At 64.3% G+C, this 21,875-nt stretch carries 21 protein-coding genes; 15 read left to right on the plus strand and 6 right to left on the minus strand.

The genetic code is table 11. The features are described from left to right. Positions 1–180 precede the first annotated feature (180 nt). The 3 genes from NKH50_RS05725 (at position 181) to NKH50_RS05735 (ending at position 1,429) form a co-directional block, all read left to right on the plus strand. A complete protein-coding gene (locus NKH50_RS05725; protein WP_352508947.1) occupies positions 181–399 on the plus strand; it encodes a hypothetical protein in 219 nt (72 codons plus the stop codon). A gap of 2 nt (positions 400–401) precedes the next feature. After that, positions 402–758 (plus strand): YciI family protein, encoded by a 357-nt coding sequence (locus tag NKH50_RS05730; RefSeq protein ID WP_352877240.1) that lies wholly within the window; start codon positions 402–404, stop codon positions 756–758. A gap of 143 nt (positions 759–901) precedes the next feature. Beyond that, positions 902–1,429, plus strand: coding sequence for a hypothetical protein (locus NKH50_RS05735; protein WP_352479975.1), 528 nt, complete (start codon positions 902–904; stop codon positions 1,427–1,429). 34 nt (positions 1,430–1,463) lie between these two features. On the opposite strand, the gene NKH50_RS05740 is transcribed toward NKH50_RS05735, so the two are convergent. Further along, a complete protein-coding gene (locus NKH50_RS05740) occupies positions 1,464–2,708 on the minus strand; it encodes a ubiquinone biosynthesis hydroxylase (RefSeq protein ID WP_352877242.1) in 1,245 nt (414 codons plus the stop codon). Between the two features lie 99 nt (positions 2,709–2,807). Here NKH50_RS05740 and tesB point away from each other — a divergent pair, with 99 nt between their 5' ends. The 6 genes from tesB to NKH50_RS05770 all read left to right on the plus strand — a co-directional run bounded on the left by tesB (position 2,808) and on the right by NKH50_RS05770 (position 10,396). After that, on the plus strand, positions 2,808–3,683 hold the full coding sequence (tesB, locus tag NKH50_RS05745) for an acyl-CoA thioesterase II (protein ID WP_352691683.1): 876 nt from the start codon (positions 2,808–2,810) through the stop codon (positions 3,681–3,683). A gap of 220 nt (positions 3,684–3,903) precedes the next feature. Beyond that, entirely contained in the window at positions 3,904–4,242 is a 339-nt protein-coding gene (locus tag NKH50_RS05750) for a P-II family nitrogen regulator (RefSeq protein ID WP_254817816.1), read from the plus strand. A 49-nt stretch (positions 4,243–4,291) separates the two neighbouring features. Continuing rightward, a complete protein-coding gene (locus NKH50_RS05755; RefSeq protein WP_352508970.1) occupies positions 4,292–5,614 on the plus strand; it encodes an ammonium transporter in 1,323 nt (440 codons plus the stop codon). Between the two features lie 378 nt (positions 5,615–5,992). Beyond that, positions 5,993–8,638: an FtsK/SpoIIIE family DNA translocase gene (locus tag NKH50_RS05760; protein ID WP_352877245.1), complete on the plus strand. Its 2,646-nt coding sequence runs from the start codon at positions 5,993–5,995 to the stop codon at positions 8,636–8,638. Positions 8,639–8,771: 133 nt separating this feature from the next. Continuing rightward, complete coding sequence (locus tag NKH50_RS05765; protein WP_031213172.1) at positions 8,772–9,455, plus strand: outer membrane lipoprotein carrier protein LolA; 684 nt, start codon at positions 8,772–8,774, stop codon at positions 9,453–9,455. Positions 9,456–9,589: 134 nt separating this feature from the next. Beyond that, a complete protein-coding gene (locus NKH50_RS05770) occupies positions 9,590–10,396 on the plus strand; it encodes an exodeoxyribonuclease III (RefSeq protein ID WP_352877247.1) in 807 nt (268 codons plus the stop codon). A gap of 12 nt (positions 10,397–10,408) precedes the next feature. Here NKH50_RS05770 and NKH50_RS05775 read toward each other — a convergent pair whose 3' ends face one another. The 3 genes from NKH50_RS05775 to NKH50_RS05785 are packed head-to-tail and all read right to left on the minus strand — an operon-like array spanning position 10,409 to position 13,588. Then, on the minus strand, positions 10,409–11,260 hold the full coding sequence (locus NKH50_RS05775; RefSeq protein WP_352877250.1) for a TIGR01459 family HAD-type hydrolase: 852 nt from the start codon (positions 11,258–11,260) through the stop codon (positions 10,409–10,411). Next, positions 11,257–12,543 carry an FGGY-family carbohydrate kinase gene (locus NKH50_RS05780; RefSeq protein WP_352877252.1) on the minus strand — a complete coding sequence of 429 codons (1,287 nt, stop codon included), beginning with the start codon at positions 12,541–12,543 and terminating at the stop codon, positions 11,257–11,259. Before NKH50_RS05780 ends, NKH50_RS05775 begins: the two co-directional genes overlap by 4 nt. A gap of 1 nt (position 12,544) precedes the next feature. Next, a complete protein-coding gene (locus NKH50_RS05785; RefSeq protein ID WP_352877255.1) occupies positions 12,545–13,588 on the minus strand; it encodes a class II aldolase/adducin family protein in 1,044 nt (347 codons plus the stop codon). A 228-nt stretch (positions 13,589–13,816) separates the two neighbouring features. Between NKH50_RS05785 and NKH50_RS05790 the strand changes: the two genes are divergently transcribed. The 6 genes from NKH50_RS05790 to NKH50_RS05815 all read left to right on the plus strand — a co-directional run bounded on the left by NKH50_RS05790 (position 13,817) and on the right by NKH50_RS05815 (position 20,549). Then, entirely contained in the window at positions 13,817–14,599 is a 783-nt protein-coding gene (locus NKH50_RS05790; protein WP_023680486.1) for a DeoR/GlpR family DNA-binding transcription regulator, read from the plus strand. Next, positions 14,596–15,975: an FGGY-family carbohydrate kinase gene (locus NKH50_RS05795; RefSeq protein ID WP_352877257.1), complete on the plus strand. Its 1,380-nt coding sequence runs from the start codon at positions 14,596–14,598 to the stop codon at positions 15,973–15,975. The genes NKH50_RS05790 and NKH50_RS05795 overlap by 4 nt, the downstream gene beginning before the upstream one ends. After that, positions 15,972–17,516, plus strand: coding sequence for a sugar ABC transporter ATP-binding protein (locus tag NKH50_RS05800; RefSeq protein WP_352877259.1), 1,545 nt, complete (start codon positions 15,972–15,974; stop codon positions 17,514–17,516). Before NKH50_RS05795 ends, NKH50_RS05800 begins: the two co-directional genes overlap by 4 nt. A 20-nt stretch (positions 17,517–17,536) precedes the next feature. Beyond that, positions 17,537–18,514 carry an ABC transporter permease subunit gene (locus tag NKH50_RS05805; protein WP_502906840.1) on the plus strand — a complete coding sequence of 326 codons (978 nt, stop codon included), beginning with the start codon at positions 17,537–17,539 and terminating at the stop codon, positions 18,512–18,514. An 86-nt stretch (positions 18,515–18,600) separates the two neighbouring features. Then, positions 18,601–19,539: an ABC transporter substrate-binding protein gene (locus tag NKH50_RS05810; protein ID WP_254817805.1), complete on the plus strand. Its 939-nt coding sequence runs from the start codon at positions 18,601–18,603 to the stop codon at positions 19,537–19,539. A gap of 116 nt (positions 19,540–19,655) precedes the next feature. Beyond that, entirely contained in the window at positions 19,656–20,549 is an 894-nt protein-coding gene (locus tag NKH50_RS05815) for a sugar phosphate isomerase/epimerase family protein (RefSeq protein ID WP_352877264.1), read from the plus strand. A gap of 46 nt (positions 20,550–20,595) precedes the next feature. Here the strand turns inward: NKH50_RS05815 and NKH50_RS05820 are convergent, their stop codons facing one another. Both NKH50_RS05820 and NKH50_RS05825 read right to left on the minus strand, forming a co-directional pair. Further along, positions 20,596–21,051 (minus strand): cyclic nucleotide-binding domain-containing protein, encoded by a 456-nt coding sequence (locus NKH50_RS05820; RefSeq protein WP_352479987.1) that lies wholly within the window; start codon positions 21,049–21,051, stop codon positions 20,596–20,598. Between the two features lie 125 nt (positions 21,052–21,176). Beyond that, positions 21,177–21,860, minus strand: a complete 684-nt coding sequence (locus NKH50_RS05825) for a response regulator transcription factor (RefSeq protein WP_352877266.1) — start codon at positions 21,858–21,860, stop codon at positions 21,177–21,179. Between the last annotated feature and the right edge of the window lie 15 nt (positions 21,861–21,875).

Genomic DNA, 21,875 nt, shown 5'->3' on the forward strand with positions numbered 1-21,875 from the left:
TCCGGTCGACTATAGCGCGCTCCGGAGCGAAGGCCATCCACGCTTTCGTATCGGCGGCAGCGTGACACATCATGTCGAGCGAAAAAAATTCGAAAAAATACGCGTGGAAAAATGTCGACTTCCATCTGTCCCGGCCGTCCTGCGGGCGGCCATGGACTTGGTGGCCGGATGGAGGACCACATGAACAATCTGTTTTCTGCTCACTGGACAAGCACCGGCCACGGGGCCGGTGAACAACAAGCCGACTGGTCGCGCCTGCAGCCTTCCGGCTTCGGCCGACTGCTTGCGGCGATTGCCATCATCGGCATTGCGGTGTCCTTTCTCGACTATGCAGCGGCCAAAGGCCCAGCTGACGTGTCCGTCGCCTCGCCCTACGGTCCAACCCAGGAATGGAGGTAAAGATGAGATACGTTTGCCTGGTCTACGGTGAAGAAAAAGATCTCTACGCAATGACGCCTGCGAGGCTGGCCAAGCTCGACGCCGATTCGCTGGCCTATGACAGGTCGGTGGCGCAAAGCGGCCGCCTGATCATCGCGCAGGCGCTGCAATCGGTGAAGACATCGAAGACCGTGCGCCGGCGCCAGGGCAAGCGGCTGGTCACTGACGGCCCCTTCGCCGAGACCAAGGAGCAGCTGCTCGGTTTCGTCATGATCGAGGCCGGGGATCTCGACGAGGCGCTGGAGATCGCCGGCGGCATTCCGCTAGCCGAAATCGGCACGATCGAGGTGCGGGCGATCTACAACTTGCCGGGGTCGTAGGGATGTCCCGATAAGATCCTTGGCAAAGTGATGGCGGCCGATGACTGGCGCAGGCTTTCGTTTTCTTCGATCGATGCAACTTTTGCGTGTTGAAGCGAAGCAATACTTCTCCTATCGTCGCCCGAGATTGGGGATCTTGAGGTATGCATATATTGATTGCTGCAATCGGCCTGCTGGGGGCAGCGGCGTTCTGGTGGTACCGGCTGAAGATCATGAACGACGCGGCGCGTGAGGTTGCCGACGTCGTTGGCCGCGTCCAAGGCAATATCCGCCGCAAGAAGCTGCGCAAGCAGGCGGCGCTCTCGCCGCTGACGGCGATCGACGATCCGGTCGTCGCCGCCGCGACGCTGATCACCGCGATTGTTTCCGAGCATGGTCCTGTGCTGCCGCAACGCGAAGCCGCCATTCGATCGGTGATCTCGGAGATCGCCGACAAAAAGCAGACCGATGAAGCCGTGATCTACGCCAAATGGGCGGCATCGCAAATCGACGACGCCACGGTCGTCATCGACAAGCTGGCACCGTTCCTGCGCGAACGGCTCGACGCAGCTGAAAGGAACGATCTGCTGCGAATGGTCAGTCGTGCGGCGGAAGCTGGTGGACAAAACCTGCCGATTCCCGACCAGCGCATGCTCCGGCTGCGCCAGAAGCTAGGCTTTGAGGTCAACTGACCGAACGCTAGTAAAACACGCGCGCTTGCCGGGCCTAGATCGCCTCGCCCTTCAACAGTTTTGGCGTGTCGCCGGACAGACCCGACGCCTGGCGGATGAAGAATCCCTTCAGCCGCGGCATGCGCTGGACAAGGCCGAGGCCGATGTCGCGCAAAGTGCGCAGCGGGCCGAAATCGTTGGAAAACAACCGGTTCAGCACATCGGTGGTGATGCCCATCTGCACCGTGTCGAAACGCCGCCATTGCTGGTAGCGCTCGAGCACGTCCAGCGCGCCGATGTCCTGGCCGAGCCGGTCGGCCTCGACCACCACTTCGGCCAGCGCCGCCACGTCCTTGAAGCCGAGATTGAGCCCCTGGCCGGCGATCGGGTGGATGCCGTGGGCGGCGTCGCCGGCCAAGGCGATGCGCGGCGCGACGAAGGCGCGCGCAATGATCAGCCCAAGCGGCCAGGCACGCGGCTTGTCGGCGATATGGATTTCGCCGAGTTTCAGGCCAAAGCGCTGCTCGAGCTCATATTCCAGGACCAGGGTGTCGCCACTGACCAGCTTGTCGGCATCCTGCGACCGTTCGACCCAGACGATCGACGAGCGGTTGGTGCCGTCCTTGCCCGGCTTGAGCGGCAGCGTGGCAAACGGGCCTGCGGGAAGGAAATGCTCTTCGGCGCGGCCGTTGTGCGGCCGCTCATGCGCCACCGTGCAGACGATGCCGGACTGGCCATACTCCCATTTCACCGTCTTGATGCCGGCCATGTCGCGCAGCTTCGAATTGAGGCCGTCGGCGGCAACCAGCAGCCGCGCCTTCAGCGTCGCGCCGTCGGCAAGATGCACGGTTATGCCGGCGCCGTTGATGTCGAAGGCGCTGACGGCGACGCCTTCGATGATGCCGATGCCGAGTTGTTCGGCGCGCCGGCGCAAGGCGCCGTTCAAATCCTTGTTGGCGACCATATGCGCAAAGGGTTCGCCGGGCGCGACCTCGCCATCGAAAGTGAGGAACACCGGGCGGACCGGATCGGATGTGCGCGAATCAGTGACGATCATTTCGGTGATCGCCTGCGCCTCCGGCGCGATCTCGTTCCAGACGCCGAGCTGGTCGAGCATGCGGCACGCGGCGGCGGCAATCGCCGAGGCGCGGCCGTCCTTCCGCCAGACCCCGGCGGGTGCTGCATCGACGACGGCAACGGCAAGGCTCGGCCGCGCCTGCTTCAGCGATACGGCGGCGGCCAGCCCGACATACCCGGCGCCGGCGACAAGAACGTCGAGCGAATTCTTGCTGTCCACCATCGCAATTCCTTTCGCAGCCTGACGTTGCCGGGCTTTCCGCCCTTGACTGCCCGCTGTTCCTGTCGGAAACCGCCATGGTAATTTTGCGGCGAGGTCAAGATGACGGCAGCCATGGACGAGCTTCTCGGCATTCTCGACCTCGAGCAGCTGGAACACAACCTGTATCGTGGTCGCAGCCCCAAGCTCGACTGGCAGCGCATCTTCGGCGGCCAGACCATCGCCCAGGCGCTGGTCGCCGCGCAGCGAACGGTCGAGCCCGAGCGCCATGTGCATTCGCTGCATGGCTATTTCATGCGGCCGGGCGACACCAAGGTGCCGATCATCTACGAGGTCGACCGCATCCGTGACGGCGGCTCCTTCACCACGCGCCGCGTCGTCGCAATCCAGCACGGCCAGGCGATCTTTTCGCTGGAAGCCTCGTTCCAACAGGATGAGGTCGGCCTGGAACATCAGGTGCCGATGCCGCAGGACGTGCCGGCGCCCGACACGTTGCTGTCGCAACGCGAATTGCTGGGCAAGTTCGGCGAAGCGGTGCCCGAGGGCATCAAGCGCTATTGGGAGCGCGACCGGCCGATCGAGATGAAGCCGGTGATGCTGAAGCATTATACCAGCCGGGAAAAGCTCGAGCCGAAGCAGAACATCTGGATCCGCACCACCGGTCCGGTGCCGGCCGATCGCGCCACGCAGGCGGCTGTGCTCGCTTACCTCTCCGACATGACGCTGCTTGACACCTCAACCTTTGCCCATGGCCGCGCCATTTTCGATCGCGATATCCAGGCAGCCAGCCTCGACCATGCCATGTGGTTCCACCGCAGCCACCCGCTCGACGACTGGATGCTGTACACGCAAGACAGCCCGTCGACGCAAGGATCGCGCGGTTTTACCCGCGGCTCGCTGTTTGCCCGCGACGGCACGTTGATCGCCTCGGTTGCCCAAGAAGGACTCATCCGGCTGAAGCGACCGCCTGCGGAGTAGGCATTTTTGGAAATTTGCCTATTTTTTAATCATATGCACTGCCGCGACTGTGAACAGGCAGTCGGCAAACCTTCCCGATTTCGTTGTTTAACAACAGCTTAACACCATGCTTCGGCAATTGGCACGGAGCTTGAATCCTAGCGGGCACTCTCCGGCTCTCATGGGGATCGGCGAAGTCGTGCAAAACGCGGGGACCCGCAACAGCAAAGGGTGAAACCTTATGAAGATCGTGATGGCAATCATAAAGCCGTTCAAGCTCGACGAGGTGCGCGAGGCGCTCACCGCGGTCGGCATCCAGGGCCTGACCGTCACCGAAGTAAAAGGCTACGGACGCCAGAAGGGGCACACGGAAATCTATCGCGGGGCGGAATACGCGGTCAGCTTCCTGCCGAAGATCAAGATCGAAGTCGCGGTTGCTGTCGACATGGTCGACAGGGCGGTCGAAGCCATCACCGCGGCGGCCAAGACCGGCCAGATCGGCGACGGCAAGATCTTCGTTTTTGGCATCGACCAGGCGGTGCGCATTCGCACCGGCGAAACAGACACCGATGCGCTTTGAGCCGCGGATACGTATTCCAATGGAGAGTTCAATGAATATTCCTTCCACCTTGAAGATAACGGGACGCGCGGCCGTTTTGGGCTCGCTCGCTCTCGCTGCACTGGGCACGGTTGCTGCGTTCGCGCAGGAAGCGGCACCGGCAGCACCGGCTGCCCCAGCGCCCGCGCTCGACACCGGCAACACCGCCTGGATGCTGACCTCGACGGCGCTGGTGCTGATGATGACCATACCGGGCCTGGCGCTGTTTTATGGCGGCATGGTGCGCAAGAAGAACGTGCTCGCCACGATCATGCAGAGCTTTGCCATTACCTGCCTGGTGACGGTGCTGTGGTTCATGTTCGGCTACTCGCTGGCCTTCTCGGATGGCGGCGGCATGAATGCCTATCTCGGCGGCTTCTCGAAGTTCTTCCACAACGGCATCACCACCTCGTCGCTGTGGCTGCCGGGCGTGGCGAACATCCCTGAGTTCGTCTTCTCGATGTTCCAGATGACCTTCGCCATCATCACGCCGGCGCTGATTGCCGGCGCCTTCGCCGAACGCATGAAGTTCTCGGCGCTGCTCATCTTCATGGGGGCGTGGCTGCTGGTGGTCTATGCCCCGATCGCGCACTGGGTGTGGGGCGGCGGCTTCCTCGGCACAGCCGGCGTTCTCGATTTCGCCGGCGGCACGGTCGTTCACATCAATGCCGGTGTTGCCGGCCTGGTCTGCGCGCTGGTTCTCGGCAAGCGTGAAGGCTACGGCACCGCCAACATGGCGCCGCACAACCTCGTCTACTCCGTAATCGGTGCTTCGCTGCTGTGGGTCGGCTGGTTCGGCTTCAACGCCGGTTCGGAACTGGCCGCCGACGGCCTTGCCGGTGCCGCGATGCTGAACACCCAGGTTGCCGCTGCCGCCGCGGCGCTCGCCTGGATGTTCGCCGAATGGATCGTCGCCAAGAAGCCGAGCGTTCTCGGCATCATCTCGGGCGCCGTTGCTGGCCTGGTCGCGGTGACGCCGGCTTCCGGCTTCGTCAATCCGACCGGCGCCTTCATCGTCGGCATCGTCGCCGGCGTGCTGTGCTACGTCTCAGCCGTCAAGCTCAAGCACGCGTTCGGCTATGACGACTCGCTCGATGCATTCGGCGTGCACGGCATCGGCGGCATCATCGGCGCATTGCTGACCGGCGTGCTCGCCGATCCGGCGATCAACAGCCTCGGCTCGGGCGCCTCCGTCGGCAAGCAGCTCTACGGTATCGTCTTCACCATCCTGTGGACGGCGATCGCGAGTTTCGTGATCCTCTACATCGTCAAGGCGCTGGTCGGCCTGCGTCCTTCCACCCAGGAAGAGGTCGAAGGCCTCGACATCAGCCAGCACGGCGAAGTGGTGGCGTAAAGGCATTGGCCGGCATCGGCGTTTTGCCGGTGCCGGGAAGATCCCGTCGTGACGCTCCCGAAAGGACTCACGCCTTGAGGCCCGGAAACCTTCCGGGCCTCTTTTTTGCGCGCGGATGGCCGTGATGGCTCGATCGCGGTCGCTTGATCAAGGGTGCTCGATCCGCCGGCGGCGTGAAACATCGGCCGCGGCGGCTCCGAACTGTGGTGGCGGTCGTCATGTTCGAATGGGACGTCAGGCATGACATCTTGCGCCCGTCCCTGAGACGCAGATTGCCCATGGTTAATGCGCCCTTAACCTTCCCGCCGCTAGTCTGACAGCCGAATCTGCCGTGTTGCGCGTCCGCGCCCGGCCGGGCAACGACAGACGAGGAAGAGCATGCGTTCAGGGGCTTCAGCACCGCTTGCGCTGGCCGATACGGGGCACGGCATCCGGGCGTTCGCAAGGCGCCAGGTCGGGCGGCTGGTCGGTGCCGGGCTGTTTGCTCTGGTTGGCTTCGGCGTCGCCGCCCTTGCCACCTGGAACGTCGCCGATCCGAGCTTTTCGCACGCCACCGATAATATCGTCACCAATGCAATGGGTTATGCGGGCGCCGTCTTTTCCGACATCGCCATGCAGTTCTTCGGGCTTGCCGCCGTTGCGGCGTTGGTGCCGGCGGTGATCTGGGGATTTCTGCTGTTTACCGCGCGCGGCGTCGACAGGCTGCCGAAACGGGCGCTCGCCTGGTTCGGGTTTTCGCTGCTTGGCGCGGCAATCGCCGGCTGCGTGGTGCCGCCCAAGACCTGGCCGCTGCCGACCGGCCTCGGCGGCGTATTCGGCGATATGGTGCTCAATATCCCGGGCCTCATCATCGGCGGCTATCCGACCGGCCTCGTCGCCAGCGTGCTCGCCTTGCTCCTGGCAGCGCCGGCGCTGTGGGTATTCTTGTATGGCTCGGCGCTGATTTCGCGCAAGAACGGCTTTGCCGTCCTCGAACAGCCTGCCGTGCCCGATCCGCAGGACGACCTGCTTTTCGACAATGACGAGGACGAGGGCGACGAAGGCATATTGGCGCTTGGCGCCATCACCCACTGGTGGCTGTCGCTGCGGGCCTATCTGCGCCGCCGCGCCGCGCGTCGGCGCGAGCGCGACGATTTCGAACCGGAGATGGAACCGCGCCCCAGCGCCTGGCGGCGGGCGGCCGAACGAGTCGAATCGGCCGAGTTCGCCGAGGCGCGGATGAGCCCGGGCGGGCGCGCCCGCGTCGAGCCGGAATTCTTCGCCGCCATGGTCAACGACCGCAGTGCCTCGATCGACCCCGACGATGCCGACATCTTCGACAACGACGACATGGATTTCGCGCCCGAGCCGGCCGGCCAGCGCCGCGCCGCGCCGACGGCCAAGGTGCAGAACTTCCGCTCCGACGCGGCGACGCGCGTCGAGGCGCCGGCGCCGCGGCCGGCACCAGGCGCCCGCGTCCAGCGCGAGGCGCAGACGTCGCTGATCGGCTCGGAGAAATTCGAGATGCCGTCGCTGCATTTCCTGTCGGAACCGAAGAACGTGGTGCGCGACGCAAGCCTGTCCAAGGACGCGCTGGAGCAGAACGCTCGCCTGCTCGAGGGCGTGCTGGAGGATTTCGGCGTCAAAGGCGAAATCATCCATGTGCGTCCGGGTCCGGTCGTCACGCTCTACGAGTTGGAACCGGCGCCCGGCATCAAATCGTCGCGGGTCATCGGCCTGTCCGACGACATCGCCCGCTCGATGAGCGCCATCGCCTGCCGTGTCGCCGTGGTGCCGGGCCGCAATGCCATCGGCATCGAATTGCCGAACGCCAGGCGCGAGACCGTCTATTTGCGCGAGATCATGGCCAGCCGCGATTTCGAGACCACCAAGGCCAAGCTGGCGCTGGCGCTGGGCAAGACCATCAATGGCGAGGCGGTGATCGTCGACATCGCCAAAATGCCGCACGTGCTGGTCGCCGGCACCACCGGCTCGGGCAAGTCCGTCGCCATCAACACCATGATCCTGTCGCTGCTCTATCGGCTGACGCCGCAGGACTGCCGGCTGATCATGATCGATCCAAAGATGCTGGAACTCTCGGTCTATGACGGCATCCCGCATCTTCTGACGCCGGTGGTCACCGATCCGAAGAAGGCGGTGGTGGCGCTGAAATGGACCGTGCGCGAGATGGAGGACCGCTACCGCAAGATGTCGAAGGTCGGCGTTCGCAACATCGACGGTTTCAACGCCCGCGTGCAGCAGGCCGAGAAAAAGGGCGAAAGGATCTCCCGCACCGTGCAGACCGGCTTCGACCGCCAGACCGGCGAAGCGATCTACGAGACGGAGAACCTCGACCTGGAGCCGATGCCCTACATCGTCGTCATCATCGACGAGATGGCCGATTTGATGATGGTCGCCGGCAAGGACATCGAAGGCGCGGTGCAGCGCCTGGCGCAGATGGCGCGCGCCGCCGGCATCCATGTCATTATGGCAACGCAGCGGCCGTCGGTCGACGTCATCACCGGCACCATCAAGGCGAATTTCCCGACCCGTATCTCGTTCCAGGTGACATCGAAGATCGACAGCCGCACCATCCTGGGCGAGCAGGGCGCCGAACAGCTGCTCGGCATGGGCGATATGCTCTACATGGCCGGCGGCGGCCGCATCCAGCGCGTGCACGGTCCCTTCGTCTCCGACGACGAGGTGGAGAAGATCGTCGCGCATCTGAAGCTGCAGGGCGTGCCGGAATATCTCGACGCCATCACGGAGGACGACGACAAGGATGACGACGAGCCGACGGGCAAAGGCAGTGGCGGCGGCGACGGCGGTAATTTCGAGGATTCCGACGATCCCTACGACCAGGCGGTTGCGGTGGTGCTGCGCGACGGCAAGGCCTCGACCAGCTACATCCAGCGCCGGCTCGGCATTGGCTACAACCGCGCCGCCTCGATCATCGAGAAGATGGAGAAGGAAGGCATTGTCGGCCCGGCCAACCATGCCGGAAAACGCGAAATCCTGGTGCCGACGGAGGACGACAAGTTCTAGAGCACATCCGCGCCGGCAACTTTGAACCTTTTGGCGCGTTGCAACGATGAGCGCCGTGCGGCCCGCCAAACTTAAGCCCAACTGGGGGGCCAGACCAATATAACGAGCAAGCAATCAGATGATGGTGACCGGCATGAAAAACGCAACTCTCGCCCCAAGCAGGGATTTCGCCCCAACCCGCCGGCAGGTGCTCGGCCTCGGCCTGGTCCTGGCCGGTGCGGCGGCCGCCAACCTCGTGCCCGGCTTCCAGTTGCTGGCGTCGGCGCAAGCAGCGGTTCCGGCGACGGCGCAGAAGATCGCCGATCATTTCTCCTCGGTCAAATCGATGAGCGGCGAGTTCGTGCAGTTCGGACCCAAGGGCGAGCAGACCGGCGGCAAGTTCTTTCTGGAACGGCCGGGCAAGATCCGCTTCAATTACGACGGCGCCTCGAATTTCAGGGTGATTTCCGACGGCAAGTCGGTGGTCATCCTCAACAAGAAGCTGCGGACCTCCGACCTCTATCCGCTGTCGAAGACGCCGCTGAAGCTGCTGCTCGACGACAAGATCGATCTGTCGGGCGGGCGCGTCAGAAGCGTCAAGGAAGAGGACGATCTCACCACCATCCAGCTTGCCGACAAATCGGTGTTCGGCAATTCGAAGATCACCATGATGTTCGATCCGAAATCTTATGAATTGCGGCAGTGGACCATCACCGATGCGCAAGGCAAGGACACGACGGTGATGATCTTCAACACCAAGGAGGGCGTCAGCTTCGCCCCCGACACCTTCGCCATCGACTATACGGCGAACCGCGAGCTGAACACCAAGACGCGGTAACTTCCTACTGCTGCGGGATGGTTTTTCCGCGTTGGTGCGGGCGGCTTGTTTTTGCGGTGCGCGGCTGGCAGTAGTTTCCGCGATTGACTTCCGTCGGAGCCATCCGGCGGATCTTGCGTTGTCCGGAACCCCACATGCCGTTTTCCGTCGCTACCTGGAACATCAACTCCGTCCGGCTGCGCATGCCGATCGTCGAGCGCCGGCTGGTCGAGCAGGCGCCGGACGTGCTCTGCCTGCAGGAAACCAAGGTTCCGGACGAATTGTTTCCGGAGAAGGCGTTCCGCAAGCTCGGCTACGAGCACATCGCCTTCCATGGCCAGAAGGGCTATCACGGCGTTGCCACCATAGCGCGGCGGCCGATCGAGGTGGTCGAAAAGCGCCGCTTCTGCGAGATCGACGACAGCCGGCATCTGTCGGTCACCGTCAACGCCGGCGGCAAAACGATCCTGCTGCACAATTTCTACGTTCCGGCCGGCGGCGACGAGCCCGACCCGGCCGTCAACCGCAAGTTCAAGCACAAGCTCGATTTCGTTGCCGAGATGAACGCCGTGCGGGCCGAGCATGACGAGCACTCCGGCTCGATCCTGGTCGGCGACCTCAACATCGCGCCGCTCGAGCACGATGTCTGGTCGCACAAGCAGCTCCTCAATGTCGTCAGCCATACGCCGGTCGAGACGGAAAACTTCGAGGCAATGCGGCTCGCCGGCGACTGGATCGACCTGATGCGGCTCAATGTGCCTTACGAGGAGAAACTCTACACCTGGTGGAGCTATCGGGCCCAGGATTGGCAGGCCTCAAATCGCGGCCGCCGCCTCGACCATGTCTGGTCGTCGCCAAACCTGGTGCCGCATTTTGCCGGCTATGAAATCCTGCGGCCGGCGCGCGGCTGGGAACGGCCCTCGGACCATGTGCCGGTGATCGGGCGTTTCAACCTGGATTAGCTTTGTCTCGCCTCAGCGAAACCTGAAGCTATCCGCGATGTAGTCGGGACGGGCGTTCAGCGTGGCGAAAACGTCCTCCAGGTCAGGCGCCCCCGCCAATATGCCCGACAGGACCAGCGTCGTCGCGACACCGACGCCGTTGCCGCCGGCGATGTCGTGCTCGACGCTGTCGCCGACGCAGACCACGCTGTCGCGCTCCGGGTGGCCCGCCAGTGCCAGCGCTGCCTCGAATATCTGCGGATTGGGCTTGCCAATGCGCACCACGCTGCCGCCGAGGCTCTCATAGAGATCGGCGAGCCGGCCGGCGCCGAAGCGAGGGCCGACGGCAGTCAGCATGATCTTGTCGGGATTGGTGCAGAAGCATGGCACCCGCCGCGCCGCCGCCGGACCAAGAAGCCGGCGATAATGGTCGAGGTCGTAGCGATCGCCCTCGCTGGCGGAAATCAGCACCAGTTCGGCATCGTAGCCGTCCTTGGCCAGGACGAAGGGCAGGCCGTCGACAGCCGAACGGTCATTGTCGCGGCGGATCAGCAGGCATTTTGTCTGCGGGCGCAGGGCTCCGGAGGCTGCCATTTGGTGGAAGGAGCGCCACGCCACCTCGCCGGAGGAGACAAAGTGATCCCAGCTTCCCGGTTCGAAGCCGAGCTTCAGCAGGCGGTGCTCATTGGGTTGCGCCCGCTTGCCGGAATTCGAGATCAGTACGATGGTCTTGCCGGCGCGCTTGAGTGCCGACAACGCTTCGACAGCACCTGGATAGGCGCTGGTGCCGTCGTGCAGCACACCAAATTGGTCGAGCAGGAACACCTGATAGCGGTCGGTCAGCGCGGCGATGCCGTCGAGGTGTTGAATTGCCTTGGCCGTCATAAAAGCCCCGCTGCGCTTGCGCCCATCAGCGCCAGCCGCGCCGTGCCGGCAGCGGCCTCCTCCGAAAGAGCCGGCACGAGAGCGACGCCAAGCTTGCGCTGCCGGATCGCTGTCCAGGCCGGATTGGCCGCACCGCCGCCGACGCTCCTGACCGATGTCAGCCGGGGGGCGCCGAGTTCGGCAAGCCGGCGATAGCCGAGCGCTTCGATCGCCGCAATACCCTCGAACATCGCTTTCAGATAGTCGGCGTCGTCGGCGGGCCGCGGCTCGAGGCGCGGCGGCAGCGCCGGATCGGCTATGGGGAAGCGTTCGCCCAGCGCCGGCAGCGGGTAATAATCGAGGCCGGTCTTCGTCGCCGGGTCGATTTTTTTGCTGAGTTCGACAATGCGGGCGACGGGGAAATGCTGGGCCAGCACCTTGCCGCCGGAGTTCGAGGCGCCGCCCGCCAGGTAAGTGTCACCCAGCCGATGGCTGTAGATGCCGAATTGCGGGGCCGAGATCGGCCGGTCGGAGAGGATCTTGATGGTCAGCGACGAGCCGAGCGCGGTAACGCCGTCGCCCGCGGCACTCGCACCGGTCGCCAGGAATGAGGCGCAGCCATCCGTCGTGCCGGCAACGATAACCACGTCACGCGGCAGGCCGAACATTTTCGCAGCGCTGGCGGTGAGCGTGTCCGTGACATCGCCCGGCCGCACGACGCGGGGCAGGAATTCCATGCGCATGCCGGTCGCCGCGATCCAGTCCGGCCAGCGCCGGGCCCCGACGTCGTAGCCGGTCTTCAGGGCGTTGTTCTCGTCGCTGACATCGAAGCGGCCGGAAAACTGTCCGGCGATCCAGTCTGCCTGGTGCAGCACAGTGGCGACGCCGGGCAGGTGCTGGAAGGACAGCGCCTTGGCGAGACCGGAGGTCGCCCCGAGTGCAGCGCTCGTTGCCGGTGCCGCGCCGGCTATTGCTGTCAGAATAGTGTCGTCAGCGACCTTGTCGTTGTACATCAGCGGTTCGGCCAGCGGCCGCCCGGCGCCGTCGACCGGCAGCAGCGTGCCCGACGTACCGTCGACGGCGATCGAGCGCACTGCCGCGCGATCGATACATTTGAGCAGTTCCGCCAAAGTCGCGCCGACCGCCTCCCACCATATTGCGGGGTCGCGGCCGTTCGGCCCAAATCGCTCGAGGGCAATAGCGGAATGCGCGGCAATGGAAAAGTCCGGACGCATGGCGACGGCGCGCGCGCCGGATGTGCCGATGTCGATGCCGATGGCAAGCGGACCAGACGAACGCGGCATGTCAGCTGCCTCCGGCATTGAGTTTCTGGCGATATTTTTCGGCGTCCCAGTTGATCAGTTCGTCATTCTCCGCCGCTGTCAGATAATTCAGCTTCGCCGAGACATCGATCCGCGCCGTCACGTCGGAAAGGCAGCGCTGCATGGCGTCGGCACCGGCGCCGGCGTCGCCGCGCATCAACACGCCGAGTCCAGGAAACAGGATCGCCACGGGTGCGGCGCCGCAGCGCTCGATGACGCGCTTCACACCCTCGTCCGGTCTCGCCACGACCGAGCCTTCGCCGAGAAAGATGACGTGGTCGGGGTAGAGGCTGCCACCCGAAGCCATGCGGCAGCTTTCGGGGTCGATCGCCACCGCATGCGCCTCAACGTCCGCCGGCAATCTGTAGTCGCTGTCGCCGGCGCGCGCCGTCAATGCCGCGATATCCGGTTCCCCCACCTGGCGCGGCGGCCGCGCCAACAGTCGTGTCACGCGCCGCAACAGCATGTCGGCCGCGGCGACGGTCTCGGCCGCAACGACCAGGCCGTGATTGCCGAGGATCAGGATATCCACGCCTGGCCGAAGGCGCTCGGCGATACCCTGCGCGAGCGGCAGTCCCGGCCGGCGATAGGGAATATACGCCCATTGATGGCCATTGAGCCGCCTGGCGGCCTCGGCCTCGCAGTCGGCCTGCACGGCCAGCGAAATGGTCTCGACGCAGTGAACATGCAGAACGATGCGCTGCGGCATCAGCGCATGCACGGTGGTCTCGATCGACGGGCGCAAGCCGCGCGCGTTGAGGGCGTCGACAGTGAAGGCCTGCGGCTGTTCGGCGGCCGGGTCGCGCCGTTCGATGGCGTCGAGCAATGGCGGGATGCCGACCGGCACCATGATGTCGGCGATGAGCGCGTCCTTCAGCCAGGTGCCGGAGGCCTTGATCCAGAGCGTGTCGCCGGCTTTCAGCGAGGTGTTGCCGCCGGCGGCCTGGGTCAGATGCGGGTCGCTGCCGATGGCGGCCGAAAGCGACCGCAGCGCTGCCAGTTCCTGCGCATCCGCACTGATCGTCATCGAAATTCCTCCACAAACCGGCCGCGTGGCCACGGCTTTGGACGTCCCGGTGCCGGGACGAAGACCCATGCTGGTATCGCAGATGCGAGTAAGTTACGTCAACAGTGATGTTATCGCGTCAAATCAGGCTTGCAATCCGAGGGCTGTTGAGTAAGTTGCACCAATTGCCATGCAAAACGGCAATGCAGTGCAAAATGCTTGGGAGGCAAGCGCATTGGGAGGTAAGGGTTGAGCGACTCCGGCCGCCAGCGTCAGATTGTCGAGCTTTTGCGGGACCGGCCTTTCGCATCGGTGCGCGAGCTGCAGGAGCGGCTTGGCGTATCGGCGGCGACGGTGCGGCGCGACATCGACAAGATCGACGAGGCCGGCGAAGCGCGCAAGGTCTATGGCGGCATCTCGGCGCTCGATGGCGCTTCGCAAGCCGGCGTCGCCTATGCCAGGCCCTATGACGAGAACCGCGACCTCGCCGTCGAGGCCAAGCGGCAGATCGCCGCTCTCGCCGCCACCATGGTGCGCGACGGCGACGCGGTCATCGTGCATGGCGGCTCGACCTGCTTCCATCTCGGCGTCAAGCTCGCCGACCGCAATATCCGGCTCTACACCAACTCGATGCCGCTCGCGGCCTATCTCAGCGACCACGGCCATTGCAGCCTCACCGTCGCCGGCGGCGAACTGCACCGCGAGCCGGGCATCATCCATTCGCTGACGCAGACGGTGCCGTTCTACGCCTCGAAGTTCTTTCTCGGCGCGCAAGGCATCGGCCAGGAAGGCCTTCTGGAATCGCACCCGCTGCTGGTCCGCTCGATCGTCGAGCTCAGCCTCTGCGCCGACCAGATCGTCGTGCTGGCCGACAGCCGAAAACTGTCGATCCACGCGCGCAATGTGGCACTGCCGCTGTCGCGGATCGGCACGCTGGTCACCGATGACGGCCTGTCCGAGACAGATGCCCGCATGCTCGAAGATGCCGGCGTCATGGTGCGGATCGCGGCTTCCTCGGGAGGCGCCCAGTGAACATCGCCGTCCTCGATTTCGGCAAGACCAATTCGAAGCTGTTCGTCTTCGGCCAGGACGGACAGATCCTCGACGAGCGCCGCAGCCAGCCGAGCTGGATCCGCAAAGGCGGCTTCAGCGTGCTTGACGAGCCAGCGCTGCACGACTGGGCGGCCCGCGCCATCGATGATGCAGTCGACACGCATGGCGTGGAAGGACTGATGGTATCCGGCCATGGCTGCACCTTCGCGTTGGTCGACGAAGCCGCGCTGACGCATCCGATCCTCGATTACGAGCAGGAACCGCCAGCTGAAATCGCCGCGCAGATCGACCGCCGCATTCCGGATTTTGCCGAGACCTTTTCGCCGCGCCTGCCGCTTGGCTTCAACTACGGCCGCCACATGTTGTGGCTGAAGGAGGTGGAGCCCGGTGCCTTCGCCACAGCGAAATCGATCCTCGGCTACCCCCAATATTGGAGCTGGCGGTTTGGCGGCCGGCCGGTATCGGAAGTGTCGTATCTTGGCTGCCACTCGCATTTATGGGCGCCGCGCAAACGCGATTTCAGCTCGCTGGTCGATGCCGAGGGCTGGCGCGGCCAGATGCCCGCCTTCGAGCGTGCCGGCGCGGTGATCGGCGAGCAGCGCTTCGGCCAGGCCGCGAAGCCTGTCGCCATCCATAATGGCGTCCACGACAGCAATGCCGCGCTCCATGCCTACCGCCGGCAGCAGCTCGGGCCGGTGACCGTGGTCTCGACCGGCACCTGGGTGGTCGTGCTCAATCCCGACTGCCCGCTCGACGCACTCGATGGCGAGCGCGACATGCTGGTCAATGTCGATGTCGACGGCGGCCCGGTGCCGACCATCCGCTTCATGGGCGGCCGCGAATTCGCCACGATCAGCGCCGGCTGGCAGGGCGCAATTGCTCCGTCAACGGTACAACGGGTGATCGACGCCGGCATCATGGCGCTGCCGAGCTTCGCGCCCGGCGGCCCGATGCCGCACCGCCGCGGCGAACTGGTCGGGCGTACGCCTAATGCCGAGGAACGCGCGGCCGTGGCGCTGCTCTACGTCGCGCTGATGCTCGATCTGTGCCTCGAGCTGATCCATTCGGACAATACGGTGATCGTCGACGGCGGCCTGAACAATGGCGGGCTGCTTGCCGCGCTGCTGGCGCAATTGCGGCCCGGGCAGACCTTCCTGCAGGGCGCAACGCTGGAGGGCAGCGCCACCGGTGCCGCCGCACTTGCCTTTGAAAGCGTCGGACGCGAGTTTGCCACCGAGGCGCCGGAGGCGGTGCACGCGGCAAGCTTCAGCGGCCTTGCCGGCTACCGCAACGACTGGCGCGGCCTTGCCGCCGACCGGGGCGTGGCCATGGCAGCCTCGGGAGGTACACGATGAGCGCCGCCGCCCGGATCGAGACGGTGCGCCAGCCGGTGCTGGAGATGCGCCACATCTCGAAGACGTTCGGGGCGATCCGCGCCTTGTATGATGTGTCGCTGACCGTTCACGCCGGCGAGCTGCACGCGTTGATGGGCGAGAACGGTGCCGGCAAGTCGACGCTGATGAAGGTGCTGTCCGGTGCCTACCGCCCGGACCCCGGCGGCGAAATCCTGATCGACGGCGTACCGGCCGCCACCGGCGACCCGATCAAGGCGCGCGCCGCCGGCATTGCGGTCATCTATCAGGAGCTGTCGCTGGCGCCCAATCTGTCGGTGGCGCAGAACATCTTCCTCGGCAACGAGCCAAGACGGTTCGGCATCGTCGACCGCGAGCAGTGCAACCGGCGCGCCAGCGAGATCATCGCGCGGCTCGGCGTGGCCTTTTCGGCGCGCACCCCGGTCACCAGCCTGTCGCTCGGCGAGCGCCAGCTGGTGGAAATCGCCCGGGCGCTGTCGACCAATGCGCGCATCATCGTCATGGACGAGCCGACCACGTCGCTGACCTCGCGTGAGACCGACCGGCTGTTCGAGGTGATCGCGACGCTGAAGTCGCAAGGCATCGCCATCATCTATATCAGCCACCGTATGGAAGAGGTTTACCAGCTCGCCGACCGCGTCAGCGTGCTACGCGACAGCGGCTATGTCGGCACGCTCGACCGCGCCGACCTGAACGCCTCGCGCCTGGTATCGATGATGGTCGGGCGCGATCTGTCGACGTTCTACAAGAAGGATCACCGTCCGCCGGACAGCAAGCGCGCCATCGCGCTGTCGGTGCGCGGCATGTCGGGCGGCAATCTCATAAACAATTGTTCCTTCGACCTCCACAAGGGCGAGGTGCTGGCACTGGCCGGCCTGGTCGGCTCGGGCCGCACCGAACTGGCACGGCTGATCTTCGGCGCCGACAGGCACACATCAGGCACGCTGGAGCTCGGCGGCAAACCGATATCCATCGGTTCGCCGAGCGAGGCGCTCGATGCCGGCATTGCCTACCTGACCGAGGACCGCAAGCAACTTGGCCTGTTTCTCGACATGTCGATCTCCGACAATATCAGCATGGGCGTGCTGGCAAAGGACGCGAAGGCCGGCGGTTTGCGCGACTTCACGGCTGCCGAAAAGCGCGCCGCCAAGGCGGTGTCAGACCTCTCCATCCGCACCAGCTCGGTGCAGGCCAATGCCGGCTCGCTGTCGGGCGGCAACCAGCAGAAGGTGCTGCTCGCCCGCCTGCTGGAAACCGAGCCGCAGGTCGTCATCCTCGATGAGCCGACCCGCGGCGTCGATGTCGGGGCCAAGTCGGAAATCTATCGGCTGATCGACAACCTGGCCAAGAAAGGCATCGCCATCCTGATGATCTCCAGCGAACTGCCGGAGGTGATCGGCATCGCCGACCGCGTGCTGGTGATGCGCGACGGCACCATTGCCGGCGAGGTGACGGCGTCGGAGGGCGAGCCGCTGCGGCAGGAAGCGATCATGGAACTTGCAACGGGAGCGGCTCAGCGATGACCGACAAGGTGGCCGACACGATGAAAGCGGACGACCGGGCGGTCGGCAGGAGTACGAGGTGGCGTACCGCCATTGCCGCACTCGGCATGCTGCCGATCCTGATCCTGCTGGCGGTCGGCTTCCAGTTCATCAACCCGCGCTTTTTCACCCAGACCAATCTGCTGATCGTCATGCAGCAATCGTCGATCAACATCGTGCTGGCGGCCGGCATGACCTTCGTCATCCTGACCGGCGGCATCGACCTGTCCGTCGGCTCGATCCTTGCCGCCTCGGCGATGGTGGCGGTGATGGTGTCGCTGGTGCCCGTTTGGGGACTGCTGGGCGTGCCGGCGGCCATTCTCGTCGGGCTCGGCTTCGGCGTCATCAACGGGCTGCTGATCGCCTACATCAAGCTGCCGCCCTTCATCGTCACGCTGGGATCGCTGACCGCCGTGCGCGGCGTCGCCCGCCTGCTTGGCCAGGACACTACGGTGTTCAACGCGGACCTGCCGTTCGACTTCATCGGCAACGGTTCGCTGTTCGGCATTCCGTGGCTGGTAATCATCGCGCTGGCGGTGGTGGTGCTGTCCTGGCTGGTGCTCAAGCGCACCGTGCTCGGCACCTGGATCTACGCCGTCGGTGGTAACGCCGAGGCCGCCAGGCTGACCGGCATCAAAGTGCCGCTGGTGCTGCTCTTCGTCTATGGCGTTTCCGGCCTTCTGGCCGGGCTTGGCGGCGCTATGTCGGCGGCCCGGCTCTATGCCGCCAACGGGCTGCAGCTCGGCCAGTCCTACGAACTCGACGCCATTGCCGCGGTCATCCTCGGCGGCACCAGTTTCGTCGGCGGCGTCGGCTCGATCTGGGGCACGCTGATCGGCGGCCTGATCATCGCCGTGCTGTCCAACGGGCTCATCCTCGCCGGCGTTTCGGACATCTGGCAGTACATCATCAAGGGATTGGTCATCATCGTGGCGGTCGCCCTCGACCGTTACCGGCTCCAGGCAGGAGCAAGAACGTGATGGCCCTTAGTCGCCGGCATCCAACGAGCCGGTTTCATGTGTAACGCACCGTGAGAGGCGCGGGGCATCAGGAGGAAAATAAAACAATGAAGACCATCGCTAAACTGCTCTGCGGCGTAGCCTTTGCGGCCGCCGTCATCGCGCCGGCATCGGCCAAGGACCTGAACAAGGTCGGCATCTCGGTCGGCCTGCTCGGCAATCCGTTCTTCGTCGCCACCATCAAGGGCATCGAGGACGCGGCCAAGAAGATCAATCCGAATGTGCAGGTGACCTCGGTATCGGCCGACTACGACCTCAACAAGCAGGTTTCGCAGGTCGATTCCTTCATCGCCGCCGGCGTCGACGTCATCATGCTCAACGCCGTCGATGCCAAAGCGATCGCGCCGGCGGTCAAGAAGGCACAGGCGGCCGGCATCGTCGTTGCCGCCTTCGACGTTTCGGCGCCGGGCGCCGACGTCACCGTGATGACCAACAACGTCAAGGCCGGCGAAGAGGCGTGCCAGTATCTGGTCGATCATACCGGCGGCAAGGGCGACTACGTCATCCTCAACGGCCCGGCCTCGTCATCGATCCTGGAGCGGGTCAAGGGCTGCAAGGACGTGCTGGCAAAACACCCCGACATCAAGATCCTTTCCGACGACCAGAACGCCGAAGGCTCACGTGACGGCGGCCTGAAAGTGTTCCAGTCGCTGCTGACCCGTTTCGACAAGATCGACGCGGTCTTCGCCATCAACGATCCGACGGCGATCGGCGCCCAGCTTGCGGCCAAGCAGCTCAACCGCTCGGAGTTCATCTTCACCGCGGTCGACGGCGCGCCCGATATCGAGAAGGAACTCGCTTCCGGCACGTCGATGATCAAAGCCTCGGCCTCGCAGGATCCCTATGTGATGGCCGGTCAGTCGCTGACGATGGCGGCTGACCTGCTTGCCGGCAAGAAGCCGGCCGAGCCGACGGTACTGCTCGACCCGAAGCTGATCACGGCCGACAATTTGAAGGATTACAAGGGCTGGACCGCAGCTCGCTAAGCCTCCCATGCCTGGTGCGGCCTGGACGCCCGGCCGCACCTTTTTATCGGAGCAATGGATTGCCAAAAGCCGATTTGGACTTGGGTCCGCTACTCCTGGAATGACCGGAGACAATCATGTCGCGCATCGGAATCCACTCATTCGTCTGGTCGGCGAGCTCGGCGCAGAGCGACCTCGAGCGGACGCTGGCCAACACCAGGGAGGCCGGCTTCGACCTGATCGAATTCTCTTATCTCGACCCCGCCAATGTCGACATTGACGGCTTGGCCAAGCGGATCGGCGACCTCGGCCTCGGCGTCGCGATCAGCATCGGACTGCCGGCCGACGGCGATATTTCGAGCGCCGACAAAACGATTGCGGCGCGCGGAGTCGAAATCCTGAGACGTACGATCGCGCTGACCCGCGATCTTGGCGGACAGAAGGTTGCCGGCATCCTCAGCACCAGCCATGGATTGCAGAGCGAGGCGCCGACGCGCGACCAGTGGAAGCGCAGCGCCGGCACGCTTGCCGAGGTGGCCGAGACAGCAAAATCAGCTGGCGTCAGCCTCAACCTCGAGATCGTCAACCGCTTCGAAAGCAACCTGCTCAACACCGCCGCGCAAGGCATGGCCTTCATCGCGGACAGCGGCTCCGACAACATCTTCCTGCATCTCGACAGCTTCCATATGAACATCGAGGAGGCCGATGTCGGCTTGGCCATTCGCAACGCCGCAAGCAAGATCGGCTATGTCCATATCGGTGAGAGCCATCGCGGCTTCCTCGGCACCGGCAATATCGATTTTGCCGCGATATTCGACGCGCTGACCGCCATCGGCTACAGCGACGACCTCAGCTTCGAATCCTTCTCGTCGGAAATCGTCGATGAGAACCTGTCGCGGAAAACCGCCATCTGGCGCAATCTGTGGACCGACAATATGGAGCTGGCCAAACATGCGCGCCGCTTCATTGCGCTCGGACTGGAGACGGCGCGGCGCAAGGCCGAGCTTGTTTCCGCAACGCACCGGCCTTGAGAACTCGCAGTTCCGAAACCGATCTGGTTAGACCAGAGGCGCTGTATTAGCCGGCAAAACGCGGCCCAAGTTCCTCGATGCGGCGGATCATCGCCAGGAAATCCTCCGAGATGCGCTGGTGCAGGTGAACCGCCAGCTCCGGGTATTCCTCAAGGATGCGGCGGAACATCTTGCGGCTGAGCCGCAGCACTTCCGAATCGATTTCGGCAGAGGCGCTGGTCAGCCGGTTGGTATCGGCGATCAGCGCCAGTTCGCTGAGCATGGTGCCGGGGCCGGCGGTGCCGATCGGGATGCGCTCGCCGTCGTGCTCGCGGTAGAGGACGATGCGGCCGCTGATCACGATATAGGCGCAATCGGCCGCGTCATCCTCGCGGTAAAGCTTGTGGTCGGCTTGCAACCTGGTGGTTTCGGCGCCGAAGGCGAGCAGACGCAGTTGTTCCTGCGTAAAGCCCTCGAAGAGCCTCACGGTGGACAGGATGCGGATGTCGTCATCCAGCGCCATCTAGCTATGTCCCCGAACCGTCAGTCCGACTCCTCCCCTACGAGGCCGATCCAGAACCACCTCCAGCCTCAGGACCGTACCCGAAAAGCGCCCCGCCCGGATCGCTTATTTGAATAATGAAATGTTTAAGGAACCAGCTTGTAGCCGCCGCTTTCTGTTACGAGAATTTCCGCGTTGGAAGGATCGCGCTCGATCTTCTGGCGCAGCCGGTAGACATGCGTTTCCAGGGTGTGGGTGGTGACGCCGGAATTGTAGCCCCAGACTTCCTCCAGCAGCACGTCGCGGGTCACCACCTTCTGGTCGGCGCGGTAGAGATATTTGATGATCGAGGCTTCCTTTTCGGTCAGCCGCACCTTGGCGCCGCGCGGGTCGATCAGAAGCTTCTGGCTGGGCTTGAACGTGTAGGGGCCGACCGAGAAAGTGGCGTCCTCGCTCTGCTCGTGCTGGCGCAGCTGGGCGCGGATGCGGGCCAGCAGCACGGCAAAGCGGAATGGCTTCGTCACATAGTCGTTGGCGCCGGCCTCGAGCCCAAGGATAGTGTCGGAATCGGTGTCGTGGCCGGTCAGCATGATGATCGGCGCCTTGTAGCCGCCCTTGCGCAATATCTTTACCGCCTCGCGGCCATCCATGTCGGGCAGGCCGACGTCCATGATGAGCAGGTCGATAAGCCCGCCGCGCGTGGTGGCGATGCCTTTGGCGGCGGTCGCTTCCTGCAGGACATCGAATTCCTCATAAAGCGACAATTGCTCGACAAGGGTGCCGCGCAGGTCGTCATCGTCGTCGACGATCAGAATGGTGCGTGAAGTCATGGATCAATCCGTTGT

The sequence above is a fragment of the Mesorhizobium sp. M1027 genome, assembly GCF_040318745.1.
Taxonomy (GTDB): Bacteria; Pseudomonadota; Alphaproteobacteria; order Rhizobiales; family Rhizobiaceae; genus Mesorhizobium.

Bases quoted from the DNA above. Each gene is read 5' to 3' on its own strand.
- NKH50_RS05725 (WP_352508947.1), top strand. From the start codon at position 181: ATGAACAATCTGTTTTCTGCTCACTGGACAAGCACCGGCCACGGGGCC.
- NKH50_RS05730 (WP_352877240.1), top strand. From the start codon at position 402: ATGAGATACGTTTGCCTGGTCTACGGTGAAGAAAAAGATCTCTACGCA.
- NKH50_RS05735 (WP_352479975.1), top strand. From the start codon at position 902: ATGCATATATTGATTGCTGCAATCGGCCTGCTGGGGGCAGCGGCGTTC.
- NKH50_RS05740 (WP_352877242.1), bottom strand. From the start codon at position 2,708: ATGGTGGACAGCAAGAATTCGCTCGACGTTCTTGTCGCCGGCGCCGGG.
- tesB (WP_352691683.1), top strand. From the start codon at position 2,808: ATGACGGCAGCCATGGACGAGCTTCTCGGCATTCTCGACCTCGAGCAG.
- NKH50_RS05750 (WP_254817816.1), top strand. From the start codon at position 3,904: ATGAAGATCGTGATGGCAATCATAAAGCCGTTCAAGCTCGACGAGGTG.
- NKH50_RS05760 (WP_352877245.1), top strand. From the start codon at position 5,993: ATGCGTTCAGGGGCTTCAGCACCGCTTGCGCTGGCCGATACGGGGCAC.
- NKH50_RS05765 (WP_031213172.1), top strand. From the start codon at position 8,772: ATGAAAAACGCAACTCTCGCCCCAAGCAGGGATTTCGCCCCAACCCGC.
- NKH50_RS05770 (WP_352877247.1), top strand. From the start codon at position 9,590: ATGCCGTTTTCCGTCGCTACCTGGAACATCAACTCCGTCCGGCTGCGC.
- NKH50_RS05775 (WP_352877250.1), bottom strand. From the start codon at position 11,260: ATGACGGCCAAGGCAATTCAACACCTCGACGGCATCGCCGCGCTGACC.
- NKH50_RS05780 (WP_352877252.1), bottom strand. From the start codon at position 12,543: ATGCCGCGTTCGTCTGGTCCGCTTGCCATCGGCATCGACATCGGCACA.
- NKH50_RS05785 (WP_352877255.1), bottom strand. From the start codon at position 13,588: ATGACGATCAGTGCGGATGCGCAGGAACTGGCAGCGCTGCGGTCGCTT.
- NKH50_RS05800 (WP_352877259.1), top strand. From the start codon at position 15,972: ATGAGCGCCGCCGCCCGGATCGAGACGGTGCGCCAGCCGGTGCTGGAG.
- NKH50_RS05805 (WP_502906840.1), top strand. From the start codon at position 17,537: ATGAAAGCGGACGACCGGGCGGTCGGCAGGAGTACGAGGTGGCGTACC.
- NKH50_RS05810 (WP_254817805.1), top strand. From the start codon at position 18,601: ATGAAGACCATCGCTAAACTGCTCTGCGGCGTAGCCTTTGCGGCCGCC.
- NKH50_RS05815 (WP_352877264.1), top strand. From the start codon at position 19,656: ATGTCGCGCATCGGAATCCACTCATTCGTCTGGTCGGCGAGCTCGGCG.
- NKH50_RS05820 (WP_352479987.1), bottom strand. From the start codon at position 21,051: ATGGCGCTGGATGACGACATCCGCATCCTGTCCACCGTGAGGCTCTTC.
- NKH50_RS05825 (WP_352877266.1), bottom strand. From the start codon at position 21,860: ATGACTTCACGCACCATTCTGATCGTCGACGACGATGACGACCTGCGC.